At 70.9% G+C, this 19,442-nt stretch carries 20 protein-coding genes; 10 read left to right on the forward strand and 10 right to left on the reverse strand.

The features are described from left to right. Window positions 1-13 precede the first annotated feature (13 nt). The gene (locus tag OIE47_RS12110) at window positions 14-553 is read left to right on the forward strand and encodes a GNAT family N-acetyltransferase (protein WP_326561593.1); all 540 of its coding nucleotides are present in this window, start codon (window positions 14-16) and stop codon (window positions 551-553) included. Between the two features lie 23 nt (window positions 554-576). On the opposite strand, the gene OIE47_RS12115 is transcribed toward OIE47_RS12110, so the two are convergent. From OIE47_RS12115 to OIE47_RS12135, 5 genes are all read right to left on the reverse strand, one after another. Next, window positions 577-1,755, reverse strand: coding sequence for a MarP family serine protease (locus OIE47_RS12115; protein WP_326561594.1), 1,179 nt, complete (start codon window positions 1,753-1,755; stop codon window positions 577-579). Window positions 1,756-1,827: 72 nt separating this feature from the next. Then, window positions 1,828-2,547, reverse strand: coding sequence for an NUDIX hydrolase (locus tag OIE47_RS12120; RefSeq protein ID WP_326561595.1), 720 nt, complete (start codon window positions 2,545-2,547; stop codon window positions 1,828-1,830). Continuing rightward, window positions 2,544-3,146, reverse strand: a complete 603-nt coding sequence (locus OIE47_RS12125) for a TlpA family protein disulfide reductase (RefSeq protein ID WP_326561596.1) — start codon at window positions 3,144-3,146, stop codon at window positions 2,544-2,546. The genes OIE47_RS12120 and OIE47_RS12125 overlap by 4 nt, the downstream gene beginning before the upstream one ends. Next, window positions 3,143-3,955 (reverse strand): endonuclease III, encoded by an 813-nt coding sequence (gene nth, locus OIE47_RS12130; RefSeq protein ID WP_442792080.1) that lies wholly within the window; start codon window positions 3,953-3,955, stop codon window positions 3,143-3,145. Before nth ends, OIE47_RS12125 begins: the two co-directional genes overlap by 4 nt. Before the next feature lie 61 nt (window positions 3,956-4,016). After that, entirely contained in the window at window positions 4,017-5,213 is a 1,197-nt protein-coding gene (locus OIE47_RS12135) for a CapA family protein (protein ID WP_326561598.1), read from the reverse strand. 327 nt (window positions 5,214-5,540) lie between these two features. Here OIE47_RS12135 and OIE47_RS12140 point away from each other — a divergent pair, with 327 nt between their 5' ends. Continuing rightward, the gene (locus OIE47_RS12140; protein WP_326561599.1) at window positions 5,541-6,218 is read left to right on the forward strand and encodes a Crp/Fnr family transcriptional regulator; all 678 of its coding nucleotides are present in this window, start codon (window positions 5,541-5,543) and stop codon (window positions 6,216-6,218) included. 135 nt (window positions 6,219-6,353) lie between these two features. Then, window positions 6,354-7,103, forward strand: a complete 750-nt coding sequence (locus tag OIE47_RS12145) for a metallophosphoesterase family protein (RefSeq protein ID WP_326561600.1) — start codon at window positions 6,354-6,356, stop codon at window positions 7,101-7,103. 40 nt (window positions 7,104-7,143) lie between these two features. Here the strand turns inward: OIE47_RS12145 and OIE47_RS12150 are convergent, their stop codons facing one another. Continuing rightward, complete coding sequence (locus OIE47_RS12150; protein ID WP_326561601.1) at window positions 7,144-7,713, reverse strand: DUF3592 domain-containing protein; 570 nt, start codon at window positions 7,711-7,713, stop codon at window positions 7,144-7,146. A 108-nt stretch (window positions 7,714-7,821) separates the two neighbouring features. Here OIE47_RS12150 and OIE47_RS12155 point away from each other — a divergent pair, with 108 nt between their 5' ends. The 6 genes from OIE47_RS12155 to OIE47_RS12180 all read left to right on the forward strand — a co-directional run bounded on the left by OIE47_RS12155 (window position 7,822) and on the right by OIE47_RS12180 (window position 16,043). After that, window positions 7,822-8,424, forward strand: coding sequence for a TetR/AcrR family transcriptional regulator (locus tag OIE47_RS12155; RefSeq protein WP_326561602.1), 603 nt, complete (start codon window positions 7,822-7,824; stop codon window positions 8,422-8,424). Between the two features lie 36 nt (window positions 8,425-8,460). Beyond that, complete coding sequence (locus tag OIE47_RS12160) at window positions 8,461-9,333, forward strand: TIGR03084 family metal-binding protein (protein WP_326561603.1); 873 nt, start codon at window positions 8,461-8,463, stop codon at window positions 9,331-9,333. Further along, window positions 9,330-11,060 carry an acyclic terpene utilization AtuA family protein gene (locus OIE47_RS12165; protein ID WP_326561604.1) on the forward strand — a complete coding sequence of 577 codons (1,731 nt, stop codon included), beginning with the start codon at window positions 9,330-9,332 and terminating at the stop codon, window positions 11,058-11,060. The genes OIE47_RS12160 and OIE47_RS12165 overlap by 4 nt, the downstream gene beginning before the upstream one ends. A 198-nt stretch (window positions 11,061-11,258) precedes the next feature. Further along, entirely contained in the window at window positions 11,259-12,815 is a 1,557-nt protein-coding gene (locus tag OIE47_RS12170) for an acyl-CoA carboxylase subunit beta (protein WP_442792147.1), read from the forward strand. A gap of 11 nt (window positions 12,816-12,826) precedes the next feature. Next, a complete protein-coding gene (locus tag OIE47_RS12175; RefSeq protein WP_326561606.1) occupies window positions 12,827-14,863 on the forward strand; it encodes an acetyl/propionyl/methylcrotonyl-CoA carboxylase subunit alpha in 2,037 nt (678 codons plus the stop codon). A gap of 16 nt (window positions 14,864-14,879) precedes the next feature. Then, complete coding sequence (locus OIE47_RS12180; protein ID WP_326561607.1) at window positions 14,880-16,043, forward strand: acyl-CoA dehydrogenase family protein; 1,164 nt, start codon at window positions 14,880-14,882, stop codon at window positions 16,041-16,043. A gap of 19 nt (window positions 16,044-16,062) precedes the next feature. Here the strand turns inward: OIE47_RS12180 and OIE47_RS12185 are convergent, their stop codons facing one another. Beyond that, a complete protein-coding gene (locus OIE47_RS12185; RefSeq protein WP_326561608.1) occupies window positions 16,063-16,467 on the reverse strand; it encodes a hypothetical protein in 405 nt (134 codons plus the stop codon). Window positions 16,468-16,630: 163 nt separating this feature from the next. Here OIE47_RS12185 and OIE47_RS12190 point away from each other — a divergent pair, with 163 nt between their 5' ends. After that, window positions 16,631-17,155: a helix-turn-helix domain-containing protein gene (locus tag OIE47_RS12190; RefSeq protein WP_326561609.1), complete on the forward strand. Its 525-nt coding sequence runs from the start codon at window positions 16,631-16,633 to the stop codon at window positions 17,153-17,155. Between the two features lie 44 nt (window positions 17,156-17,199). Here the strand turns inward: OIE47_RS12190 and OIE47_RS12195 are convergent, their stop codons facing one another. From OIE47_RS12195 to OIE47_RS12205, 3 genes are all read right to left on the reverse strand, one after another. Continuing rightward, window positions 17,200-17,706 (reverse strand): DUF6584 family protein, encoded by a 507-nt coding sequence (locus OIE47_RS12195; protein ID WP_326561610.1) that lies wholly within the window; start codon window positions 17,704-17,706, stop codon window positions 17,200-17,202. A gap of 105 nt (window positions 17,707-17,811) precedes the next feature. Continuing rightward, window positions 17,812-18,726 (reverse strand): CU044_5270 family protein, encoded by a 915-nt coding sequence (locus OIE47_RS12200; RefSeq protein ID WP_326561611.1) that lies wholly within the window; start codon window positions 18,724-18,726, stop codon window positions 17,812-17,814. After that, entirely contained in the window at window positions 18,719-19,339 is a 621-nt protein-coding gene (locus OIE47_RS12205; RefSeq protein WP_326561612.1) for an RNA polymerase sigma factor, read from the reverse strand. Before OIE47_RS12205 ends, OIE47_RS12200 begins: the two co-directional genes overlap by 8 nt. Window positions 19,340-19,442 lie beyond the last annotated feature (103 nt).

The following is a 19,442-nucleotide window of genomic DNA, read 5'->3' on the forward strand; positions in this document are numbered from 1 at the left end:
TACTGTTCGCCCCGTGGTGGAGATCGACACTGAGCGGCTGGTCCTGCGCGACTGGCGGAAGTCCGACCTGGCGCCGTGGGCGGCGATGAACGCCGACCCCGAGGTCCGGGAACATCTCGGGCCGGTGCTCACCGCCCACGAGGCCGCCGCCTCGATCGAGAGCTTCCAGCACGACCTGGACCGCAACGGCTTCGGTTTCTGGGCGGTGCAGGTCCGGTCGACCGGGGAGTTCATCGGGTTCACCGGCCTGGATCCGGTGGACGAGAACATGACCTTCACCGGGGTCGAGGCCGGGTGGCGGCTGGCCCGTACGGCATGGGGTCACGGGTACGCCACCGAGGCGGCCCGCGCCGCCCTGGCGTACGGCTTCGACACGGTCGGCCTGCCGGAGATCCTCGCCATCACCACCAGGACGAACCTGCGCTCCCAGGCGGTGATGCGCCGGCTCGGGATGACCACCGACCCGGCGGAGGACTTCGACGACCCGGACTCCGAACCGGGCCCGCTGCGCCGCCAGGTCCTCTACCGCAAGCAGCGCGACTCGCACGGGTAGGTGAGGCGCGGCCCGCCGGTCGGTCAGGTGCAGGCGCCGGTGTCGGTCGAGCGGGTCCGCTCGGTGCCGGCGGTCGCGGTCGACCTGGCCTCGTTGGCGGTGACCGCGAACCCGGTGTTCGGGTCGTCCGCCGCCGCCGCGAAGATCACGCCAAGCACCTGGCCGTTCGGTGCCACCAGCGGCCCGCCGGAGTTGCCGCTGCGGACCAGCGCCCGGATCGTGTAGATCTCGCGGGTCACGTCCCCGGAGTCGTAGATGTTCGGTCCGGTGATCTTGCTGACGTCCCGGACCCGTGCCGACTGCGCGTTGTACGGACCGTCCAGCGGAAAGCCGAGCACGATCGCGTCGGCCTCGCTCGGCGCCTGCCGGGCGGCGAACGGCATCACCGGCGCCGAGAGCCCCGGCACGTAGATCACCGCCAGGTCCCGTTCCGGGTCGTAGACGACCACCCGCCCGTTGTGCCGGTCGCCGTCCAACTCCACCGAGACCGACCGGGTTCCGGCGACCACGTGGGCGTTGGTCATCACCCGGTCCTCGGCGTAGACGAACCCGGAGCCCTCGATCCGGCGGGAGCAGGCCGGCGCGGAGCCGAGCACCTTCACCACCGACCGCTTCCCGTTCACCACCACCTGGGAGCCGGCCAGCGCCGGATCGGGCGGCGACACGTCGCGGGCACGGGTCGGTGCCAGCCTGCCGAACGGGTCCGGGAAGCCGTCGGTGTCGACTGTCTCCCGGAGCTGGTCCGACAGGGCCTGCGCCTGGGCCGGCAGTACCCGGTCGACCACGTTGATCAGCGCACTGTTGCGTACGGCGCTGGCCAGCCAGGGCAGTGACGAGGACCCGAGCGGGACCGCCACCAGCCAGGCGGCCAGCAGCACCGCGAACAGCGACACGAAGGCCCCGCCGATGTCGTCGGCCTTGCGGCCGGCCTGGCTCCTGATCGCGTGCCGCAGGTGCGAACCGACCCAGCCGGAGAGGGTCTGGCCGAGCACCGCCAGACCGAAGATCGTTATCAGGGCGACCAGGATGCGCATCGCCTCGCCGGTGAACTGCTCCGCGAGCAGCGGGCCGAGTTGCAGCCCGATCAGCAGACCGACAAAAAAGCCGGCGAGGGAGAGCCCTCCGACGAAAAAGCCCTGCCGGTAGCCGGTGATCGCAAACACCAGCATGAGCAGGATGAGGACCGCATCCACCACCGACACGACCCCAGCGTACGGGGACGGGGCACTCCAGATGACAGGCCGCTCACACAGAATCGGAATAAGCGCCCGGAATCAGCGCCCCGGGATGACCTTCCCGCTCCCCGAACCGGGCTCGGCCAGTTCCCCGTCGTTGCCCGCGTACGGGGCCGGGGTGGTGCGTACGGGTGGGAGTTCCACCACCCGGTCCTGCGGCCACGGTCGGTTCCACCCACCCATCCCGAGCAGGGCGTCGAGCACTCCGGCGGTAAAGCCCCAGACGAGCATCCCCCGGACCTGGAAGGCGGGACCGACCCAACCGCTCGGGTGGCGGACCCGTACCCGGTTGGCGGGGTCGACCAGTTCGGCGATCGGCAGCCGGGCGACGTGGGCCACCTCCTCCGGTTCCCGTGCGTGCACCGGATGCGGCCGGTGCCACCAGCCGAGGATCGGGGTGACCACGAAGTCGCTCACCGGGATCCAGAGCGGTGGGAGTTGCGCCAGCACGGTCACGGTCGCCGGGTCGAGGCCGACCTCCTCCTCCGCCTCGCGCAGGGCGGTCGCCGCCGCGTCGGCGTCACCGGGGTCGGCGGCACCGCCGGGGAAGGCCGCCTGGCCGGCGTGGGTACGCATGGTCGCCGCCCGCTGGAGCACGAGGACGTCCGGCCCGTACGCCGGGTCCTCACCGAGCAGGACCAGTACGGCGCTGGGCCTACCGCCGCTGGTGGGCGTACGGAGTCGGGTGAAGTCCTCGGTACGCGCGGTGCGTACCCGGCTGACCAGTGGCTCGCACCACGAGGGAAGTTGCGCGCTCATGCCGGGACCACCACCCCGAGGTGCTGCTCGACCAGGGCGGCGAGCTTGTTGTCGTCGAGTGCGCCGGTGACGTCCAGGTGCCGGATCCGCCCCTGCGCGTCGACGAACACGGTGGCCGGCAGGCCGGGGGCGGCGACCCCGCTGCGGAGCTTCTCGCCGGGGTCGAACAGGGTGGGGAAGGTGAGGCCGAGTTCGCCGGCCAGGTCGCGGGCGTCGTCCCGGTCGTCGCGGGTGTCCACCCCGACGACGTGCAGTTGCCCGCCGGCCCGTTCGGCGAGCCGCTGGAAGGCGGGCAGTTCCTTGCGGCAGGGCAGGCACCAGGCGGCCCAGAGGTTGACCACGGCGGGTCCGCGTACGGCGGCCAGGGACACCTCGGCGCCGCCGGTGAAGCAGGGCAGCCCGACGTCCGGCAGCGGCCTGGTCGACCCGTCCGGTCTCCCGCCGGTGTCGGCCGGGGCCGCGCTCGGGACGGTGGTCAGTGCGGCACAGTCGGCGAACGGTGCCGGGGGCTCCGGCTCGGGTGCGGGGTCGGACCGGCCGCATGCGGTGACGGTGAGCAGCAGCAGGGGCAGGAGCAGCCCGGCGAGCGGACGCCTCACGGTGCCTCCGCGGCCACCGCCGTGGCCGGGACCAGGACCGGGTCGATCCCGGCCGCGATCGCGAGTTCGCGGGCCCGTGGCCCCTTGAGCAGCTTGGCGGCGGCTTCGGGCTCGGTCGGGCCGAGGCCGTACGAGGGGCAGAGCGGGGCGAGCGTGCAGGCGCCGCAGGCGGGCGTACGGGCGTGGCAGACCCGGCGGCCGTGGAAGATCACCCGGTGCGAGAGCATCGTCCAGTCGCGCTTCTCGTAGAGCGCACCGACCGCGTGCTCGATCTTGACCGGGTCGGTTTCGGTGGTCAGCTTCCACCGGTGCATCAGCCGCTGGAAGTGCGTGTCCACGGTGATGCCCGGTACGTCGAAGGCGTTGCCGAGGATGACGTTCGCCGTCTTGCGCCCGATTCCGGGCAGCTTCACCAGGTCGACGAGCTTGCCCGGCACCCGGCCGTCGTACTGCTCGACCAGGGTCCGCCCCAGGTTGATCAACGAGGTGGTCTTGTTCCGGAAGAAGCCGGTCGGCCGGATCAGCTCCTCCATCTCGGCCCGGTCCGCGCCGGCGAAGTCGGCGGCGTCGTGGTAGCGGGCGAAGAGCTTCGGCGTGACTTCGTTGACCTTCTTGTCGGTGCACTGGGCGGACAGGATGGTGGCCACGGCGAGTTGCAGCGGGCCGTCGTGGTCCAGCTCGCAGTGGGCGTCCGGGTGCGTCTCGGTCAGCACCCGGCCGATCCGGCGAGCCCTTCGCTTGCGGCCGAGGTCGGTCTCGGCGGCGGGGGCAGGGGTACGGCTCACGTCGGTCAGCCTACGTCGGCCCACCGACCTCCCGGCCGGTCCTACCGCCGCGACCGCGAACTGACCTCCGCGCCGGTCCTACCGGTCAGACCGGCTGACTGATCTTCCCGGCCGCGTCGAGTTTCGCGGCGGAGTTGTCGAAGTCGTCGCCGGACAGCTCCTGGACCGCCTTGAGTCCGCGCTTCTGCGTGTCCAGGGTGGGCTTGCCCGCGCTGTTCATGTACGTCGACACGAACTCGCCCCCGGACCAGCTCCCGTCGGCGGCGAGGGACACCTTGAGCACCCCGCCCCAGCCGAGCCGGCCGCTGTTGTTCAGCGCCCCGGCACCACCGGCGAAGTTCCCCAGGCTGTACGCGATCAGCCGGCCCTGGTAGAACTCCATCCCGCGCAGCACGTGCGGCCCGTGTCCGACGATCAGGTCGGCACCGGCGTCGATCATGGCGTGGGAGAACTTGACCGGGTCGCCCCGGTTCTCGCCGAGGAACATCTCGGTGCCCGGCTTGACGTGGATCTTGTCGGTGCCCTCCCCGCCCATGTGCACCTGCACCACCACCAGGTCGGCCTGGGTGGTCGCCTTCTTGATCACCTCTGCGGCGGCGGGGATGTCGACCAGGCTGTTGTTCCACGGGTACGACGAGAACCCGACAACCGCGACCTTGACCCCCTTGACGTCGACCACGGTGATCTGGTTCGGCGCCCCGGTGTTCGCCAGTCCCTGCTCCTCGAGGTGCTTCTGGGTGTTGCGGTAGCCGGCGGCGCCGTAGTCGTACCCGTGGTTGTTGGCCTGGTTCAGCAGCCCGAACCCGGCTTCCTTGAGGTGTGCCGCGTACGACGGGGGGACCCGGAACTGGTGGCACTGGGTGGATCCGGCACCGCACTTGGAGGTGCCGGTGTCGTCCGTTATCGGCTCCTCCAGGTTCCCCATCACCAGGTCGGCGGCGAGTGCCGGCTTGACCGAGTCGAAGAACCCCTTGCCCCCGTTGGCGGGCAGCCGGGCCGGGGCGTTGCCCATCACGATGTCGCCGGTCGCCGAGAGCGAGATGACCTGCGCCGTCGTCGGGGCGGCGCTCGGCGACTCCGAGCCGGGTGTGCCGCCGTCGCCGGCCGGCTCGGCCTGCCACTGGGACTGGGCCGGGTCGTCGCCGAGCAGGCGCGTGGCGGCCACCCCGGCCAGCCCGACACCGAGCAGGAGGGCCACGACCGCCCCGATCACGAGGACGAGTCGACCCGGGCCGCGACGTCGGCGGTCCGGGCGGGGCGGAGGTTGGCTGCTCTCGTACATCGCCCGCGACGCTACATAACCCGTTCACCTGGCGATGTCGGCCGTTCGGCTCGGGAAAACCGGTCACCGCGTCCAGAGGGGCCGCAACGTCCCCGATTCGCCGGTGTTGACCTGCTCGATCGGGGGTGGTCTGCGGGGTCGGGTGGACGCGACCGCCTGGCGCGCGGATGATAGCCGCTGTCATGGTCGGACGGGTTACCGTGCCGGATCAAGTTTCCAGGGGTGCACCCCCGGATCCCGTTGACGTGCGCTTAGACTTGGCGGCGCGCGACGGATCATCGGCCGGCGGACCCGGCCGACGGAGGTGCGCGCAGTCGGAGGTGCGCGATGGACGAGGTACTGGCCCGCAGCGGGATCTTCCAGGGCGTAGACCCGGAAGCGGCCGAGGCGCTCGCCAAGGAGATGGAGACGATCGACGTCCGCAAGGGCGAAATCGTCTTTAACGAGGGCGAACCCGGTGACAGCCTCTATATCCTACTCACCGGCAAGATCAAGGTTGGTCGACGCGCCGCCGACGGCCGACAGAATCTGATCGCCGTGATGGGTCCGTCGGACATGGTCGGGGAGCTGTCGCTCTTCGACCCGGGTCCGCGTACGGCCACCGCAACCGCGGTCACCGACACCCGGTTGGTCCGGTTGCGCAAGCAGGCGTTGCGGCCGTGGCTCAACAACCGGCCGGAGATCGCCGAGCAGTTGCTCCGGGTGCTCGCCCGCAGGCTGCGCCGGACGAACGACTCCCTGGCCGACCTGATCTTCACGGACGTACCGGGCCGGGTGGCGAAGAACCTGCTGCAGATGGCGGGCCGCTTCGGCACCCGCGACGGCGGCGTCCTGCGGGTCACCCACGACCTGACCCAGGAGGAGATCGCCCAGCTCGTCGGCGCCTCCCGGGAGACGGTGAACAAGGCGTTGGCCGACTTCGCCTCGCGTGGATGGCTGCGGCTCGACGGCAAGAGCATCATCATCCTCGACCCGGAGCGTCTCGCCCGACGCGCCCGCGTCTGAGTAACAGGCACAAAAGCGGGGACCGCCGACCGGCAGTCCCCGCTTTCTGCTGTCCGCCCACTGATGCCGGGCCCGCGTTCTGCCCTGCGCTAAGGGGCCTCGACCGGACCGGTACGCACAGGCGAGGCTGGACGGATGCCACAGACCATCGCCGTACTCTCCGACATCCACGGCGTACTGCCGGCACTGGAGGCGGTGCTGGCCGAGCCGGACGTCCGCGCGGCCGACCGGATCGTCCTGACCGGTGACATCGCCGCCGGTCCGCAGCCCGTCGAGACCCTGGACCTCCTGACCGCGCTCGGCGACCGCGCCATCTGGGTACGCGGAAACGCCGACCGCGAGCTGGTCGAGATGCGCGCCGGCAAGGAGCCGTCGATCCCGGACCCGATCGCCCCGTGGGCCGCCGCACAGCTCCGCGACGACCAACTCGACCTGCTGACCTCGATCCCCGAGACGGTCACGTTCCCGGTCGACGGGCTCGGCACGGTGATCTTCTGCCACGCCACCCCGCGCGACGACGAGGAGGTCGTGCTGGTCGACTCCCGCCTCGACCGGTGGACCGAGGTGTTCGACGGGCTGCCCGACGAGGTCGACACGATCGTCTGCGGCCACACCCACATGCCGTACGTCCGGCTCGCCCATCGCCGCCTGGTGGTCAACCCCGGCAGCGTCGGCATGCCGTACGGCCGATCCGGTGCCCACTGGGCCCTGCTCGGTCCGGGCGTGCAACTACGCCGCACCGCGTACGACATCGAGGCGGCCTGCACCCGCGTCGCCGCCGAGTCGACCTACCCCGACGCCGCCACCTGGGCCGACTACTACCTCCACTCCCGAGCCAGCGACGCCGAGGCGCTGACCGTCTTCGGCCCCCGCGACGGCCGCTGAAGCAAGCAGGACGGTCACCGGTGCCGGATGGCGTCGGCCGTCAGCGGCGGGGCACCCGGTGGCGCCACGACTCGGCAAGATCCCGCCAGCGCCCCCATGTCCGGCGCAGGTAGAGCAGGTAGGCCAGGCCGGAGACGACGCCGATCGCGAGCAGGGCCAGCGGGGTGCCGGCGCCGGGGAGGCCGTCCGCCGGGTACACCCACCGGCCGGGGTCGTCGGGGTGGTACACGATCGCGACCGAATCGCCGACCTCCGGCTCCGGATCGGGGCGGGTGGCCGACGCGGTGACGGTCTGCCCGGCGGCGGTGGTGAACCGAACCGTCATGCCGGAGGTCCGCCGGGCCAGACTCACCACCGTGCCGGTGGCTGCCTGGCCGTCCCGCGCGATGCTCACCCGGTTCGCGTTCGACGATGCCGCGAAAGCGATGTCGGCGGCCATGAAGAGCACGACCAGCACCAGGCTGAGGGCCGGGTGCCGCCGCCAGTAGCCGGGCCGCCACCTGCTCCGGAGGGGTCTTTCCGGCACCGCGTCCGCCACCCGAGCATCCGGTACGGGTGCGAGGAGCCGCCGCCGGGGTCGCCCACCACCCCGCCTGTCCCGCCTGGCCATGACGCCTCCCCAGCACCCCGCCGTCCCTACATGGCACCACTTCGGAGCAATACACGATCAGAAAAAGTCAGGCTTGACTGTTTGTTTTCCGCGCGGGACGCTGGTGGCGTGTCCGCCGTCACCCGTGTGCCGCAGCAGGAGCGCAGCCGTGCGACCCAGGCCCGGCTGCTCGAAGCCACCGTGGACTGCCTGGTCGAACACGGCTGGTCCGGCACCACCACAACCGTCGTCGCGGCGCGGGCCGGCGTCTCGCGGGGCGCCCAGTTGCACCACTACCCCACCAAGGCCGCCCTGGTGATGGCCGCCGTCGAGCACCTGGCCGAGCGGCGGGCGGAGGAGATCCGGGCCGAGGCCGTCGCGCTACCGTCCGGGCCGGATCGACTCGACCGGGTGATCGACATGCTCGCCACCGCGTTCACCGGGTCGCTCTTCGTCGCCGGCCTGGAACTCTGGCTGGCCGCGCGTACGGACCCGGAGTTGCGGGACGCGCTGGTGCCGCTGGAGGCGCGGGTCGGGCGGGAGATGCACCGGCTCACCGTCGAGCTGCTCGGCGCCGACGAGCGCAACCCCGGCGTACGGGAGTCGGTGCAGGCCACCCTGGACCTGCTGCGCGGGCTCGGGGTGGCGAACCTGCTCTCCGACGACTCGGCCCGCCGCGCCCCGCTGCTCGCCGTATGGAAACGCCAGCTCGCCGCCATCGTCAACCCGTAGTGCACCTGAGCACCCGAGCGAATCATCGGAGGCACCGTGGTCGACCTGGGTCAACTGCTGACCGACCTGACCGACGAATCAAGCGAGCTGGACGCGCTGGTCGCCGAGCGGCCGGCGGTCGACTGGGCCGAGCCGACACCCGCACCCGGCTGGACCATCGCCCACCAGATCGCCCACCTGGCCTGGACCGATCACCTCGCGCTGCTGGCCGCGACCGACGTACCGGCGTTCTACGCCTGGCTCGAACACGCGGCGACGGATCCGGGCGGTTTTGTCGACCGGGGCGCGAACGAGTTCCTCGACCAGGTGATGGCCGGTGCACCCGACTGCTCGGCCGACCCGCACACGGCTCCGACCGCCCTGCTCGACCGGTGGCGTACCGGCCGGTCGGCGCTCGTCGACGCCCTCGCCGCCGCCCCCGCCGGGACCAAACTTCCCTGGTACGGCACGAGGATGTCGCCCGCCTCGATGGCCACCGCCCGGCTGATGGAAACCTGGGCACACGGGCAGGACGTGGCGGACACCCTCGGTGTCACGCGTACCCCGAGCGGGCGGCTGCGGCACGTGGCGCACCTGGGCGTCCGTACCCTCGGGCACAGCTTCGCCACCCACGGCCGAGCCACGCCCGACGTGCCGGTCCGGGTCGAACTCCGCGCCCCCGACGGTGACGAGTGGACCTTCGGACCGGCCGACGCCACCGACCGGGTCGCCGGGCCGGCACTGGACTTCTGCCTCCTGGTCACCCAGCGCCGGCACCGGACCGACCTGTCCCTGGTCGCGACCGGGCAGGTCGCCGACGAGTGGCTGGACCTCGCCCAGGCGTTCGCCGGGCCGCCCGGCGCGGGCCGGGAACCGCGCGCCGGCCGCGACCGGGCCGCCCGCCGCTCCGGCGCCGGAACCCACCCATGAGTACGCCCACACCCCCGCCCGTCCTCCGGATCGGCAACGCCTCCGGTTTCTACGGCGACCGGTTCACCGCCTGGCGGGACATGCTCGACGGTGGGGAACTCGACGTCCTCACCGGCGACTACCTGGCCGAGCTGACCATGTTGATCCTCGGCCGGGACCGGCTCAGGAACCCCGATCTCGGGTACGCCAAAACGTTCCTGCGCCAGCTCGAATCCTGTCTCGGCACGGCGGTCGAACGCGGCGTCACCCTCGTCACCAACGCCGGTGGGCTGAACCCGGCCGGACTCGCCGACGCGATCCGCGCCCTCGGCACCCGCCTCGACATCCCGGTCAGCGTCGGCCACGTCACCGGTGACACGGTCGACCAACCGGGCGCGTTGACCGCCAATGCTTATCTGGGCGCGTTCGGGATCGCGCGCTGCCTGGCGGGGGGCGCGAACATCGTGGTGACCGGTCGGGTCACCGACGCGTCCCTGGTCGTCGGCCCGGCGATCGCCCGGTTCGGGTGGACGTACGCGGACCTCGACCAGCTCGCTGGGGCGACCGTCGCCGGGCACCTGCTCGAATGCGGCACCCAGGTCACCGGGGGCAACTTCAGCTTTTTCACCGAGCTGCCGGACGGCGGGCGCCGACCCGGTTTCCCGGTCGCCGAGCTGCACCACGACGGCTCCTCGGTCATCACCAAACATCCCGGCACCGGTGGCGGGGTGACCCGCGAAACCGTTACCGCGCAACTGCTCTACGAGATCGGCGCCCCGGACTATCTCGGCCCGGACGTGGTGACCCGCCTCGACACGGTGACGCTCACCGACGACGGCCCGGACCGCGTACGGGTCTCCGGGGTGCGGGGGCTGCCGCCGCCGCCCACCCTCAAGGTGGGTGCCAACTCCCTCGGTGGGTTCCGGAACACCGCCACCTTCGTCCTCTGTGGACTGGACATCGAGGCGAAGGCGGAACTGGTCCGGGCCCAGCTCACCGAGGCGGTCGGGGCGACCGGGCTGGAGTTCGTCCTCGCCCGTACGGACCATGCGGACGCGGTCGACACCGAGTCGGCGAGCGCGCTCCTGCACGTACACCTGCGTGACGGTGACGCCAAGCGGGCCGGGCGGTTGTTCTCGGCCGCCGCGGTGGAACTGGCCCTCGCCTCGTACCCCGGTTGCACGCTGACCGGTGTACCCGGCGACGCCAGCCCGTACGGGGTCTTCACCGCCACCGACCTCCCCCAGGACGCCGCCGACCACCTGGCCGTCCTCCCCTCCGGCGAACGGATCCCCGTCCCGGCCCCACCCCTCACCGCCACCCCGCCCACCCGTCCGCCGTCGCCGCCCCCCGCCCCCCACCAGCCGGGACCGACCTATCGCGCTCCACTGGGGACGGTCGTCGGAGCCCGGTCGGGCGACAAGGGCGGGGACGCCAACCTCGGAGTGTGGGTACGGGCGGTCGACGGCTACGCCTGGTTGCGCGACTGGCTGACCGTGGAACGCCTGCGTGACCTGCTGCCCGAAACGGCGAACCTCGACGTCGAGCGGTACGAGTTGCCGAACCTGGCGGCGGTCAACTTCGTCATCCGAGGGCTGCTCGGTGCCGGAGTCGCCGCGTCGACCCGGTTCGACCCGCAGGCAAAAGCCCTCGGCGAACTGCTCCGGGCCCGGATCGTCGACCTGCCCGCGGCGCTGTCCGACAACCGTCCGGCCCTGATCGGCGACCCCACGGCGGGTACGTCATGACCCCGTCGGCGTGTCCGTCTCGCACACACGTTCGGCCGGTGTCGGTCCGTATCGCCATCGGTGAGCTGCTCGTTACGGAGGTGGCGATGGCCCAGTCCATCGCCTTCGTCATCGCGAAGGGCATGGGAAGCTGACGTGGCCGTTCTGGAGACCGCGGTGCAGCCGCGGCAGCCGGCGTACCAGGGGAACAGGGCGGCGATGCTGGAGCGTCTCGCCGAACTGGACGCCGCCGTCGCCACCGCCCGTGCCGGCGGGGGCGAGAAGTACGTGACCCGCCACCACGCGCGGGGCAAGCTCCTGCCCCGGGAGCGGATCGAACTCCTGGTCGACCGGGACTCCCCGGTGCTGGAGCTGTCCCCGGTCGCGGCCTGGGGCACCGACTATCCGGTCGGGGCGAGCGTGGTGACCGCGATCGGTGTGGTCGAGGGTGTCGAGTGCGTGATCGTCGCCAACGACCCGACCGTACGCGGCGGCGCGGTGAACCCGTACACGCTGCGCAAGACCGTACGGGCCGGGGAGATCGCGCTGGCGAACCGGTTGCCGCTGGTCAACCTGGTCGAGTCGGGCGGGGCGGACCTGCCCAGCCAGGCGGAGATCTTCATCCCCGGTGGGCAGGTGTTCCGGGACCTGACCCGGCTCTCGGCGGCCGGCATCCCGACCGTGTCGGTGGTGTTCGGCAACGCGACCGCGGGTGGCGCGTATGTGCCGGGCATGTCCGACTACACGATCATGGTCCGGGGCAGGGCGAAGGTCTTCCTCGCCGGACCTCCCCTGGTGAAGATGGCCACCGGTGAGGTGACCGACGACGAGTCGCTGGGCGGCGCGGCAATGCACGCCTCCACCTCGGGTCTGGCCGACTGGCTCGCCGAGGACGAGCGCGACGGGCTGCGGCTGGCCCGGCAGTGCGTACGCCGGTTCAACTGGCGCAAGCAGGGACCGGCTCCCCGTACGGCGGTCGCGCCACCACCGAAGTACGACGCCGAGGACCTCCTCGCGATCGCGAGCGCCGATCCCCGTACCCCGTTCGATCCGCGCGAGGTCCTGGGCCGGATCCTCGACGGCTCCGAGTTCGACGAGTTCAAGCCCGGTTACGGCAGCGCCCTGGTCACCGGTTGGGGTGAGCTGCACGGCTACCCGGTCGGGGTGCTGGCCAACGCCCGAGGGGTCCTCTTCTCCGAGGAGGCGCAGAAGGCGACGCAGTTCATCCAGCTCGCCAACAACGCCGACACCCCGCTGGTCTTCCTCCAGAACACGACCGGTTACATGGTCGGCGCCGAGTACGAGCAGGGCGGCATCATCAAACACGGCGCGCTGATGATCAACGCGGTGTCGAACTCGACCGTGCCGCACCTGACGGTGAACCTCGGAGCGTCGTACGGGGCCGGCAACTACGGCATGTGCGGGCGGGCGTACGACCCGAGGTTCCTGTTCACCTGGCCGAACGCGAAATCGGCGGTGATGGGGCCGACCCAGCTCGCCGGGGTCCTGTCGATCGTGGCGAGGCAGGCGGCGGAGGCGAAGGGCCAGCCGTACGACGAGGACCGGGACCGGGCCATGCGCACGATGGTCGAGGGACAGGTCGAGTCGGAATCCGCCGCGCTGTTCCTCTCCGGGCGGCTGCTCGACGACGGGGTGATCGACCCCCGCGACACCCGTACGGTGCTCGGTCTCTGCCTTTCCGCGATCCACAGCGGCCCGGTCGCCTCGTCGCTCCACAGTGCACGAAGCGCCGGCTTCGGCGTCTTCCGGATGTGAGGGAATCCCGAATGATTCGCAGGCTGCTGGTGGCGAACCGGGGCGAGATCGCCCGCCGGATCTTCGCCACCTGCCGGTCGGTCGGCGTCGAAACGGTCGCGGTCTACTCCGACGCCGATGCCGACGCGCCGTACGTCAACGAGGCGGACTTCGCCGTACGCCTGCCCGGTCATGCCCCGGCGGACACCTACCTGCGCGCGGACCTGCTCGTCGCCGCCGCCCGCCGGTCGGGGGCGGACGCGGTCCACCCCGGTTACGGCTTCCTGGCCGAGAACGCCGACTTCGCCACCGCAGTCACCGACGCCGGCCTGACCTGGGTCGGCCCGACCGCCAAGGCGATCGCGGTGATGGGTTCGAAGATCGAGGCGAAGGCGTTGCTGGTCGACGCCGGGGTCCCGATGCTGCCCACCGAGACCGAACCGGACCGGGTGACGGACTTCCCGGTCCTGGTCAAGGCGTCGGCCGGGGGCGGCGGGCGGGGGATGCGGGTGGTCCGGGACGCGGCGACGCTGACCGAGGCGGTCGCCTCGGCCCGCCGGGAGGCGGCCAGCGCGTTCGGCGACGGGACCGTTTTCATCGAGCGGTACGTGGAACAGGCCCGGCACGTCGAGGTGCAGATCTTCGCCGACAGCCACGGCACCGTCCTGCCGCTCGGTGAACGGGAGTGCTCGATCCAGCGCCGGCACCAGAAAATCATCGAGGAGACCCCGTCGACGGCGGTCGGCCCGGAGCTGCGGGCGGCGCTGTTCGACGCGGCGACGGCGGCGGCCCGAGCGGTCGGTTACCTCGGCGCCGGCACGGTCGAGTTCCTGCTCGCCCCGACCGGCGAGTTCTTCTTCCTGGAGATGAACACCCGACTCCAGGTCGAACACCCGGTCACCGAGGCGGTCACCGGCCTGGACCTGGTCCGCTGGCAACTCCTGGTCGCCGAGGGCGGGGCCCTGCCGGTGCCGGGCGAGCCGACCGGTCACTCGATCGAGGTACGACTCTGCGCCGAGGACCCGGCGAACGTCTGGTTGCCGGCGACCGGGACCCTGCACCGGTTCTCGGTGCCGGAGGTGGTGACCGAGTTCGAGCCGGTACCAACCGGTGGCGCCGGCCGGGCCGGGCTCCGCCTCGACGCAGGCGTACGGGACGGTTCGGTGGTCGGGGTGCACTACGACTCCATGCTCGCCAAGCTCGTCGCCTGGGCACCGACCCGCTCCGAGGCCGCCCGTCTCCTGGCCAGCGCCCTGTCCCGGGCCGAGTTGCACGGCGTACGCACCAACCGTGACCTGCTCGTACGCGTACTGCGGCACCCGGAGTTCCGTACCGGTGCGATCGACACCGGGTTCCTGGACCGGCATCCGGAACTCTTCGCCCCGCTGCTCTCCTCGGTCGACGCGGTCCGGATCTCCTGCCTCGCCGCCGCGCTCGCCGGTGCCGCCGACCGCCGACGCAACGCCCCGGTCCTCGCCGGCCTCCCCTCCGGTTGGCGCAACGTCCCGGCCGGCGCCCAGACCAGCGTGTACGACGGACCGTCCGGCCCGGTCGAGGTCGGCTACCGGCTGGACCGGACCGGAGCGCTCGCCACCTGGTGGCTCCGCCCCGTCGACCCGGACGAACTCGACCTCGCCGGTCTGTACCCGTCCGCTCCCGCCCCGGCCGAGGAGCCGCCCGCGGTGACGATCCTGTCGGCCGCCCCGGACCGGGTGGTGCTCGACGTCGCCGGGGTGCGGACGGCGTTTGCCGTACACCGGGTCGGTTCGGAGTCCTTCGTGGACGGACCGGACGGTTCGGTGACGCTGTCGGAGCTCCCCCGCTTCCCGGAGCCGGCAGCCGACCTGGCCGAAGGTTCCCTGGTCGCACCCCTGCCGGGCGCGGTCAGCCGGGTCCTGGTTGTCCCCGGTCAACGGGTGGCGGCCGGTGAACTCCTGCTCACCCTCGAAGCGATGAAGCTCGAACACCCCGTGCACGCCCCCACCGCCGGAATCGTCGCCGAGTTGCCGGTCACCGCCGGCAGCCAGGTCGAAACCGGTGCTGTGCTCGCGGTGCTCACCGACGCGTAAAGGAAGGCCACCCCTCATGGACTTCGATCTCACCTCGGAACAGGAACAGCTCCGCGACGCGGTGCGCGCGTTGGGCCGCCGCTACGGGCACGAGTACTACGTCAGGAAGGCGAAGGCCGGCGAGCACACCACCGAGCTGTGGCAGGAGGCCGGCAGGCTCGGCTACCTCGGCGTCAACATTCCCGAGGAGTACGGCGGCGGTGGCGGCGGCATCACCGAACTGGCGATCGTCTGCGAGGAACTGGCCGCGACCGGCTCCCCGCTGCTGATGATCGTGGTCTCGCCCGCGATCGTGGCCACGGTCATCACCCGGCACGGCACCGAGGAGCAGCGCAAACGCTTCCTCCCCGGCATGGCCGACGGGACCCTGAAAATCGCGTTCGCGATCACCGAACCGGAGGCCGGATCCAACTCGCACAAGCTCGGCACGATCGCCCGCCGCGACGGCGACGGCTGGCTGCTGTCCGGGCGCAAGTGCTTCATCTCCGGGGTGGACGACGCCGCGTACGTCCTGGTCGTCGGGCGTACCGAGGACGCCACCACCGGCAAGCTCAAGCCGGCCCTGTTCGTGGTCCCGACCGACGCCCCCGGGTTCACCAAATCGAAGCTCGACATGGAGATCCTGTCCCCGGAAAGCCAGTGGATGCTCTACCTGGATGACGTCCGGCTACCCGCCGACGCGTTGATCGGTGGCGGGGTCGACGTCGGACTACAGGCACTCTTCGCCGGGCTGAACCCGGAACGCATCCTGGTCGCCGCCCTGGCCGCCGGTTCCGGCCGCTACGCGATCGAGCGCGCCTCGTCGTACGCGGCGAACCGGAAGGTCTGGGGTGGCCGGACCATCGGCGCGCACCAGGGGCTTTCGCACCCGCTCGCCCACGCGGCCGTGCAGGTCGAACTGGCCCGACTGATGATCGCGAAGGCGGCTGCCCTCTACGACGCCGGCCGCGACCTGGACGCCGGAGTCGCCGCGAACATGGCCAAGTACGCCTCGGCCGAGGCCGCCGCACTCGCCGTCGACACCGCCATCCAGGTCCACGGCGGCAACGGCATGACCACCGAGTACGGCGTGGCCACCCTGCTCGGAACCGTACGCGCCACCCGGATCGCCCCGGTCAGCCGCGAAATGATCCTCAACTTCGTCGCCCAGCACGTACTGGGGCAGGAGAAGTCGTACTGAGGCTCCTCAACCCGGTCGTTCAGAGTCCGACGAGGTAGTTCCTGAGCATCAGCGGGGGCCGTGCCGCAAACAGGATGATGAGGCCCGTGACGAGCCCACCCAAATCTTCGTTCGAGAAGCCGTTGCCGAGGGTGATGAGCGTCCAGATCACCCAGACGAAGAAGGCGAGGCTGACGAGGGCGGGTGTGACCGCGCGCCGGGTGAGCAGGGCGGCCCCGGTGGCCATGACCAGGAGAAAGCAGCTGGAGATTCCCCCCACGCAGGCGAAGAAAATCGGGCCATCTTCACCACGTAGAACATCGCTGGCACTCAGGACGAAGCCGACCACGCAGATGGCGCCCGTGACGAGGAAACGGAAGAAGCACAGGATTACGTAGCGGCGGGCGATCTCGGGGCTGGGTGGGTGGCGGTGAAGGGTAATCATCAGCAGTTGTCACGCTCGTTACCGGCCCCCGACATCGCAGCAGCGTACTTCGACACCGGCATAACCTGCTGCCCCACGGACCGAGCCACGGCACGTGCAATCCATGGTTTCATAGACGCAAGAAACGAATAGGGTTACGCTTGTTGTGATCGAAGGGGGAGCCATGAGCGCAGCAGCACTGAGGGAAGAGACGTACCTGCCAGGTGCTGCCGAGCAGGTCGCGCAGGTTTTCGACTTCCTTGCGGCCCACGAGAGCGCTGGCCGAGGGCGCCCTGAGCCGCGTTACTTCCTCGCCGGCCCCACCCCGAGCGACCGGGTCGAGTTGCCAGCCGAGGTCCACCGAGTGCTGCAACAGGTGGTCACAGCACTACAGCAGGGTCTCGCGGTGACCGTGGCACCGACGACCCAGACGCTGACCACACAACAGGCCGCAGATCTGCTCGGTGTCAGCCGACCAACCGTGATCAAGTTGCTGGACAACGGCAAGGTTCCCTTCGAACGGGTGGGCACCCACCGCCGCGTACTTCTCCGGGATCTTCTCGAATACCGGGAGCAGCGTCGGGCCGAACAGTACGCGGCACTCGAAGCCACAGCCATCGATCTTGACGACGAGGAAGATCTTGAAACTGTGCTCCAACAATTGCGCGAAACACGACGCGCAGTGGCGCGCCGCCGCAGGAGCGCCTGACAAGATAGCGCGGTGTTGATGGTGCTGTTCCGGCCGACCAGGGCCTATAGCGCCCACCGGATCAAGGTGGCCAGCCCGAAGCCGGCCAGGGCGATGACGATCACGGCGATCACCCCTGTCAGCAGGCAGGACAGGTCGTCGATCCACGTACCGGAGACCTGGGGTCGGGGTCCAACCTCGGTCCAGACGACCGGAGCCGGTCCTTCCTTTCCGGTCTGTTCGATCAGTCGACCGAACCGCGCGGATGCCATTGGCCCGAGTTTGTCGGTCGGGTCAGAGTTCACCTTCAGCACGAACAAGCGCCGCCAGGCACCCGGATGGGCCTTCTCGAATGCGGCGATCTCCTCCGCGGTGGCCTCCTCGGTGAGGAACCCCCACCGCCCGGCCTCGACCACGTTGCCGACCCGCCGATACAGCGCCGCACGCCGGGTACGCAGATCGAGGTCGTCGGGGTACGCGGCAGTCAGGCTCGCCAGACGTTGCATCGCCGGGTGAGAGTGCCCGCGCCGCAGATCGGCCTCAACCTTCGCCAGTACCTGCTCTTTTGCCATGGCGCTCATTCTCGGCAGTCGGGTGTCCCACCGCAGCCTCAATTCTTCCGTCCACCGCCACCGAGGCGGGCCGCGCCACGGCGACCCGCCCCGGATGTACGAACATCAGCCGGTCTGCCCGACCTGACTCACGATGGCGAGGTCAAGTACGGCTGACGACCCCGCCATACCCAGGTAGGCGTAGGTCTCGGCGTGGAAGACGAGGACGAGTTCGTCCGGTCCGATGCTCGTCGTCGACGGCCAGGCCACCCCGACACCCGGCCGCCCCGCCCCGTCCCGGACGTTCTCGACCGCACGCAGACCGGGCTCCTGTGCCGCGGCTTCGTACAGCGCGGCCCGCGACTGGGGTCGCAGATAATCCTGGGCGAGTACGAGCACATCCTTGGCAAACGCGTTCACGCTGCCGGGCTCGCCGCTGCGGTGCTCGGTCAGGTAGACCCGCATCGCAGCCGTGTCGGTAGGCAGGTCGGCGCGGTACGCACGCTCGGGCGTACACGGCTCGGTCTGGTTCGGAACCACCTGTCCGCCCTTCACGACGGCGGCCCGTCCGTTCCGGCACCCCGGGAGCGTGATCTCCTCGGTGGCGCCGGCCGTACTCTTTCTGATCAGTCCGTCGCGGGTCCCGTCCACCGACCGCCAGCTCTCATAGAGTTCTGGGCCGTCCTGGCTCCGCTGGTAGATGTACTGGTCAGGGTTGGGAATGGCGTCAGGCAGCCGGAGCGCCGCCGCCGCCGCGCTGTGCAGGACCCGGGTGGCGTCAGCCTTGGCGACCGGTACGTCACCGCCGACCTGATCGGGAGCCAGCACGAGTACCGAGGTGACCGCCGCCGCCACCCCGGCCGCCGCCAGACCGCCGAGCACGAGTCGCCAGCGAGGCCGGGCCCGATGCCGCGAGCGGGCAGCAGGAGCGGCCGTGTCCGGCATCGCGGCCAGCAGCCGGGCGCGGGCGGGCGCCAACCGTACGGGGGTCGCCAGCGGGGTCTCGTCGCCGAGTTCCCGGAGCAGTCGCAGCTCATCCATTGTCCAGTGCCTCCTCGATCGTGGTGGTGGTGTCGGCATCGCCCAACGCCTCGCGGACCAGCTTGCGAGCGCGGTTCAGTCGTGACCGGACGGTGCCGACGGGGATCGACAGCGCGGCTGCCACCTGCTCGTACGTCAGCTCCTCCCAGGCGACCAGGAGCAGGACGTCCCGATCACCGGTGGACAGCTTGGCCAGGGCGGCGGAGAGCAGCCCGCGCAGCGACCGAGCCGTGACGGCGGTGGCGACCCGGTCAGCGTGGGACACCTCGCTCGTCGCGGGGACGTACGCCTGCCGGATCCGGTACCGACGGTCCTCGTCGCGCCGGTGCTGGCTGACGATGTGGGTGGCAATCCCGTACAGCCAGGGCCGGGCGTCGCGGTGGGTGGTGTCGAACCGGTCCCGGCGACGGAACGCGGCCAGGAACGTTTCGCCGACCAGGTCGTCCGCGGCCTCCGCGCCGAGCCGCCGGGCCAGATAACGATGGATGTACGGTGCGTGCCGGTCGAAGATCGCGGCGAACCTCTCGGGGTCCCGCGTCGACCGTTCGATGATTGTTGCGTCGTTCTCTACTGGGCTGATGTGCGCTGCCTCGACTTGTTCCGATCGATTCATGCAGAACCTTCCACGACCCGGGGATCATCACCCTGTTATCCGTGGACCGCGGAAAAAGGGTTCACGCCCCGCTGCGGAGGGCGCGATTCGGGGCGCCGGTCGA

This window comes from Micromonospora sp. NBC_01796, from assembly GCF_035917455.1.
GTDB lineage: Bacteria > Actinomycetota > Actinomycetes > Mycobacteriales > Micromonosporaceae > Micromonospora_G.

Bases quoted from the DNA above. Each gene is read 5' to 3' on its own strand.
- OIE47_RS12190 (WP_326561609.1), top strand. From the start codon at position 16,631: ATGAGCGCAGCAGCACTGAGGGAAGAGACGTACCTGCCAGGTGCTGCC.
- OIE47_RS12175 (WP_326561606.1), top strand. From the start codon at position 12,827: ATGATTCGCAGGCTGCTGGTGGCGAACCGGGGCGAGATCGCCCGCCGG.
- OIE47_RS12200 (WP_326561611.1), bottom strand. From the start codon at position 18,726: ATGGATGAGCTGCGACTGCTCCGGGAACTCGGCGACGAGACCCCGCTG.
- OIE47_RS12145 (WP_326561600.1), top strand. From the start codon at position 6,354: ATGCCACAGACCATCGCCGTACTCTCCGACATCCACGGCGTACTGCCG.
- OIE47_RS12170 (WP_442792147.1), top strand. From the start codon at position 11,259: ATGCTGGAGCGTCTCGCCGAACTGGACGCCGCCGTCGCCACCGCCCGT.
- OIE47_RS12180 (WP_326561607.1), top strand. From the start codon at position 14,880: ATGGACTTCGATCTCACCTCGGAACAGGAACAGCTCCGCGACGCGGTG.
- OIE47_RS12205 (WP_326561612.1), bottom strand. From the start codon at position 19,339: ATGAATCGATCGGAACAAGTCGAGGCAGCGCACATCAGCCCAGTAGAG.
- OIE47_RS12150 (WP_326561601.1), bottom strand. From the start codon at position 7,713: ATGGCCAGGCGGGACAGGCGGGGTGGTGGGCGACCCCGGCGGCGGCTC.
- OIE47_RS12195 (WP_326561610.1), bottom strand. From the start codon at position 17,706: ATGGCAAAAGAGCAGGTACTGGCGAAGGTTGAGGCCGATCTGCGGCGC.
- OIE47_RS12135 (WP_326561598.1), bottom strand. From the start codon at position 5,213: ATGTACGAGAGCAGCCAACCTCCGCCCCGCCCGGACCGCCGACGTCGC.
- OIE47_RS12120 (WP_326561595.1), bottom strand. From the start codon at position 2,547: ATGAGCGCGCAACTTCCCTCGTGGTGCGAGCCACTGGTCAGCCGGGTA.
- OIE47_RS12165 (WP_326561604.1), top strand. From the start codon at position 9,330: ATGAGTACGCCCACACCCCCGCCCGTCCTCCGGATCGGCAACGCCTCC.
- OIE47_RS12185 (WP_326561608.1), bottom strand. From the start codon at position 16,467: ATGATTACCCTTCACCGCCACCCACCCAGCCCCGAGATCGCCCGCCGC.
- OIE47_RS12140 (WP_326561599.1), top strand. From the start codon at position 5,541: ATGGACGAGGTACTGGCCCGCAGCGGGATCTTCCAGGGCGTAGACCCG.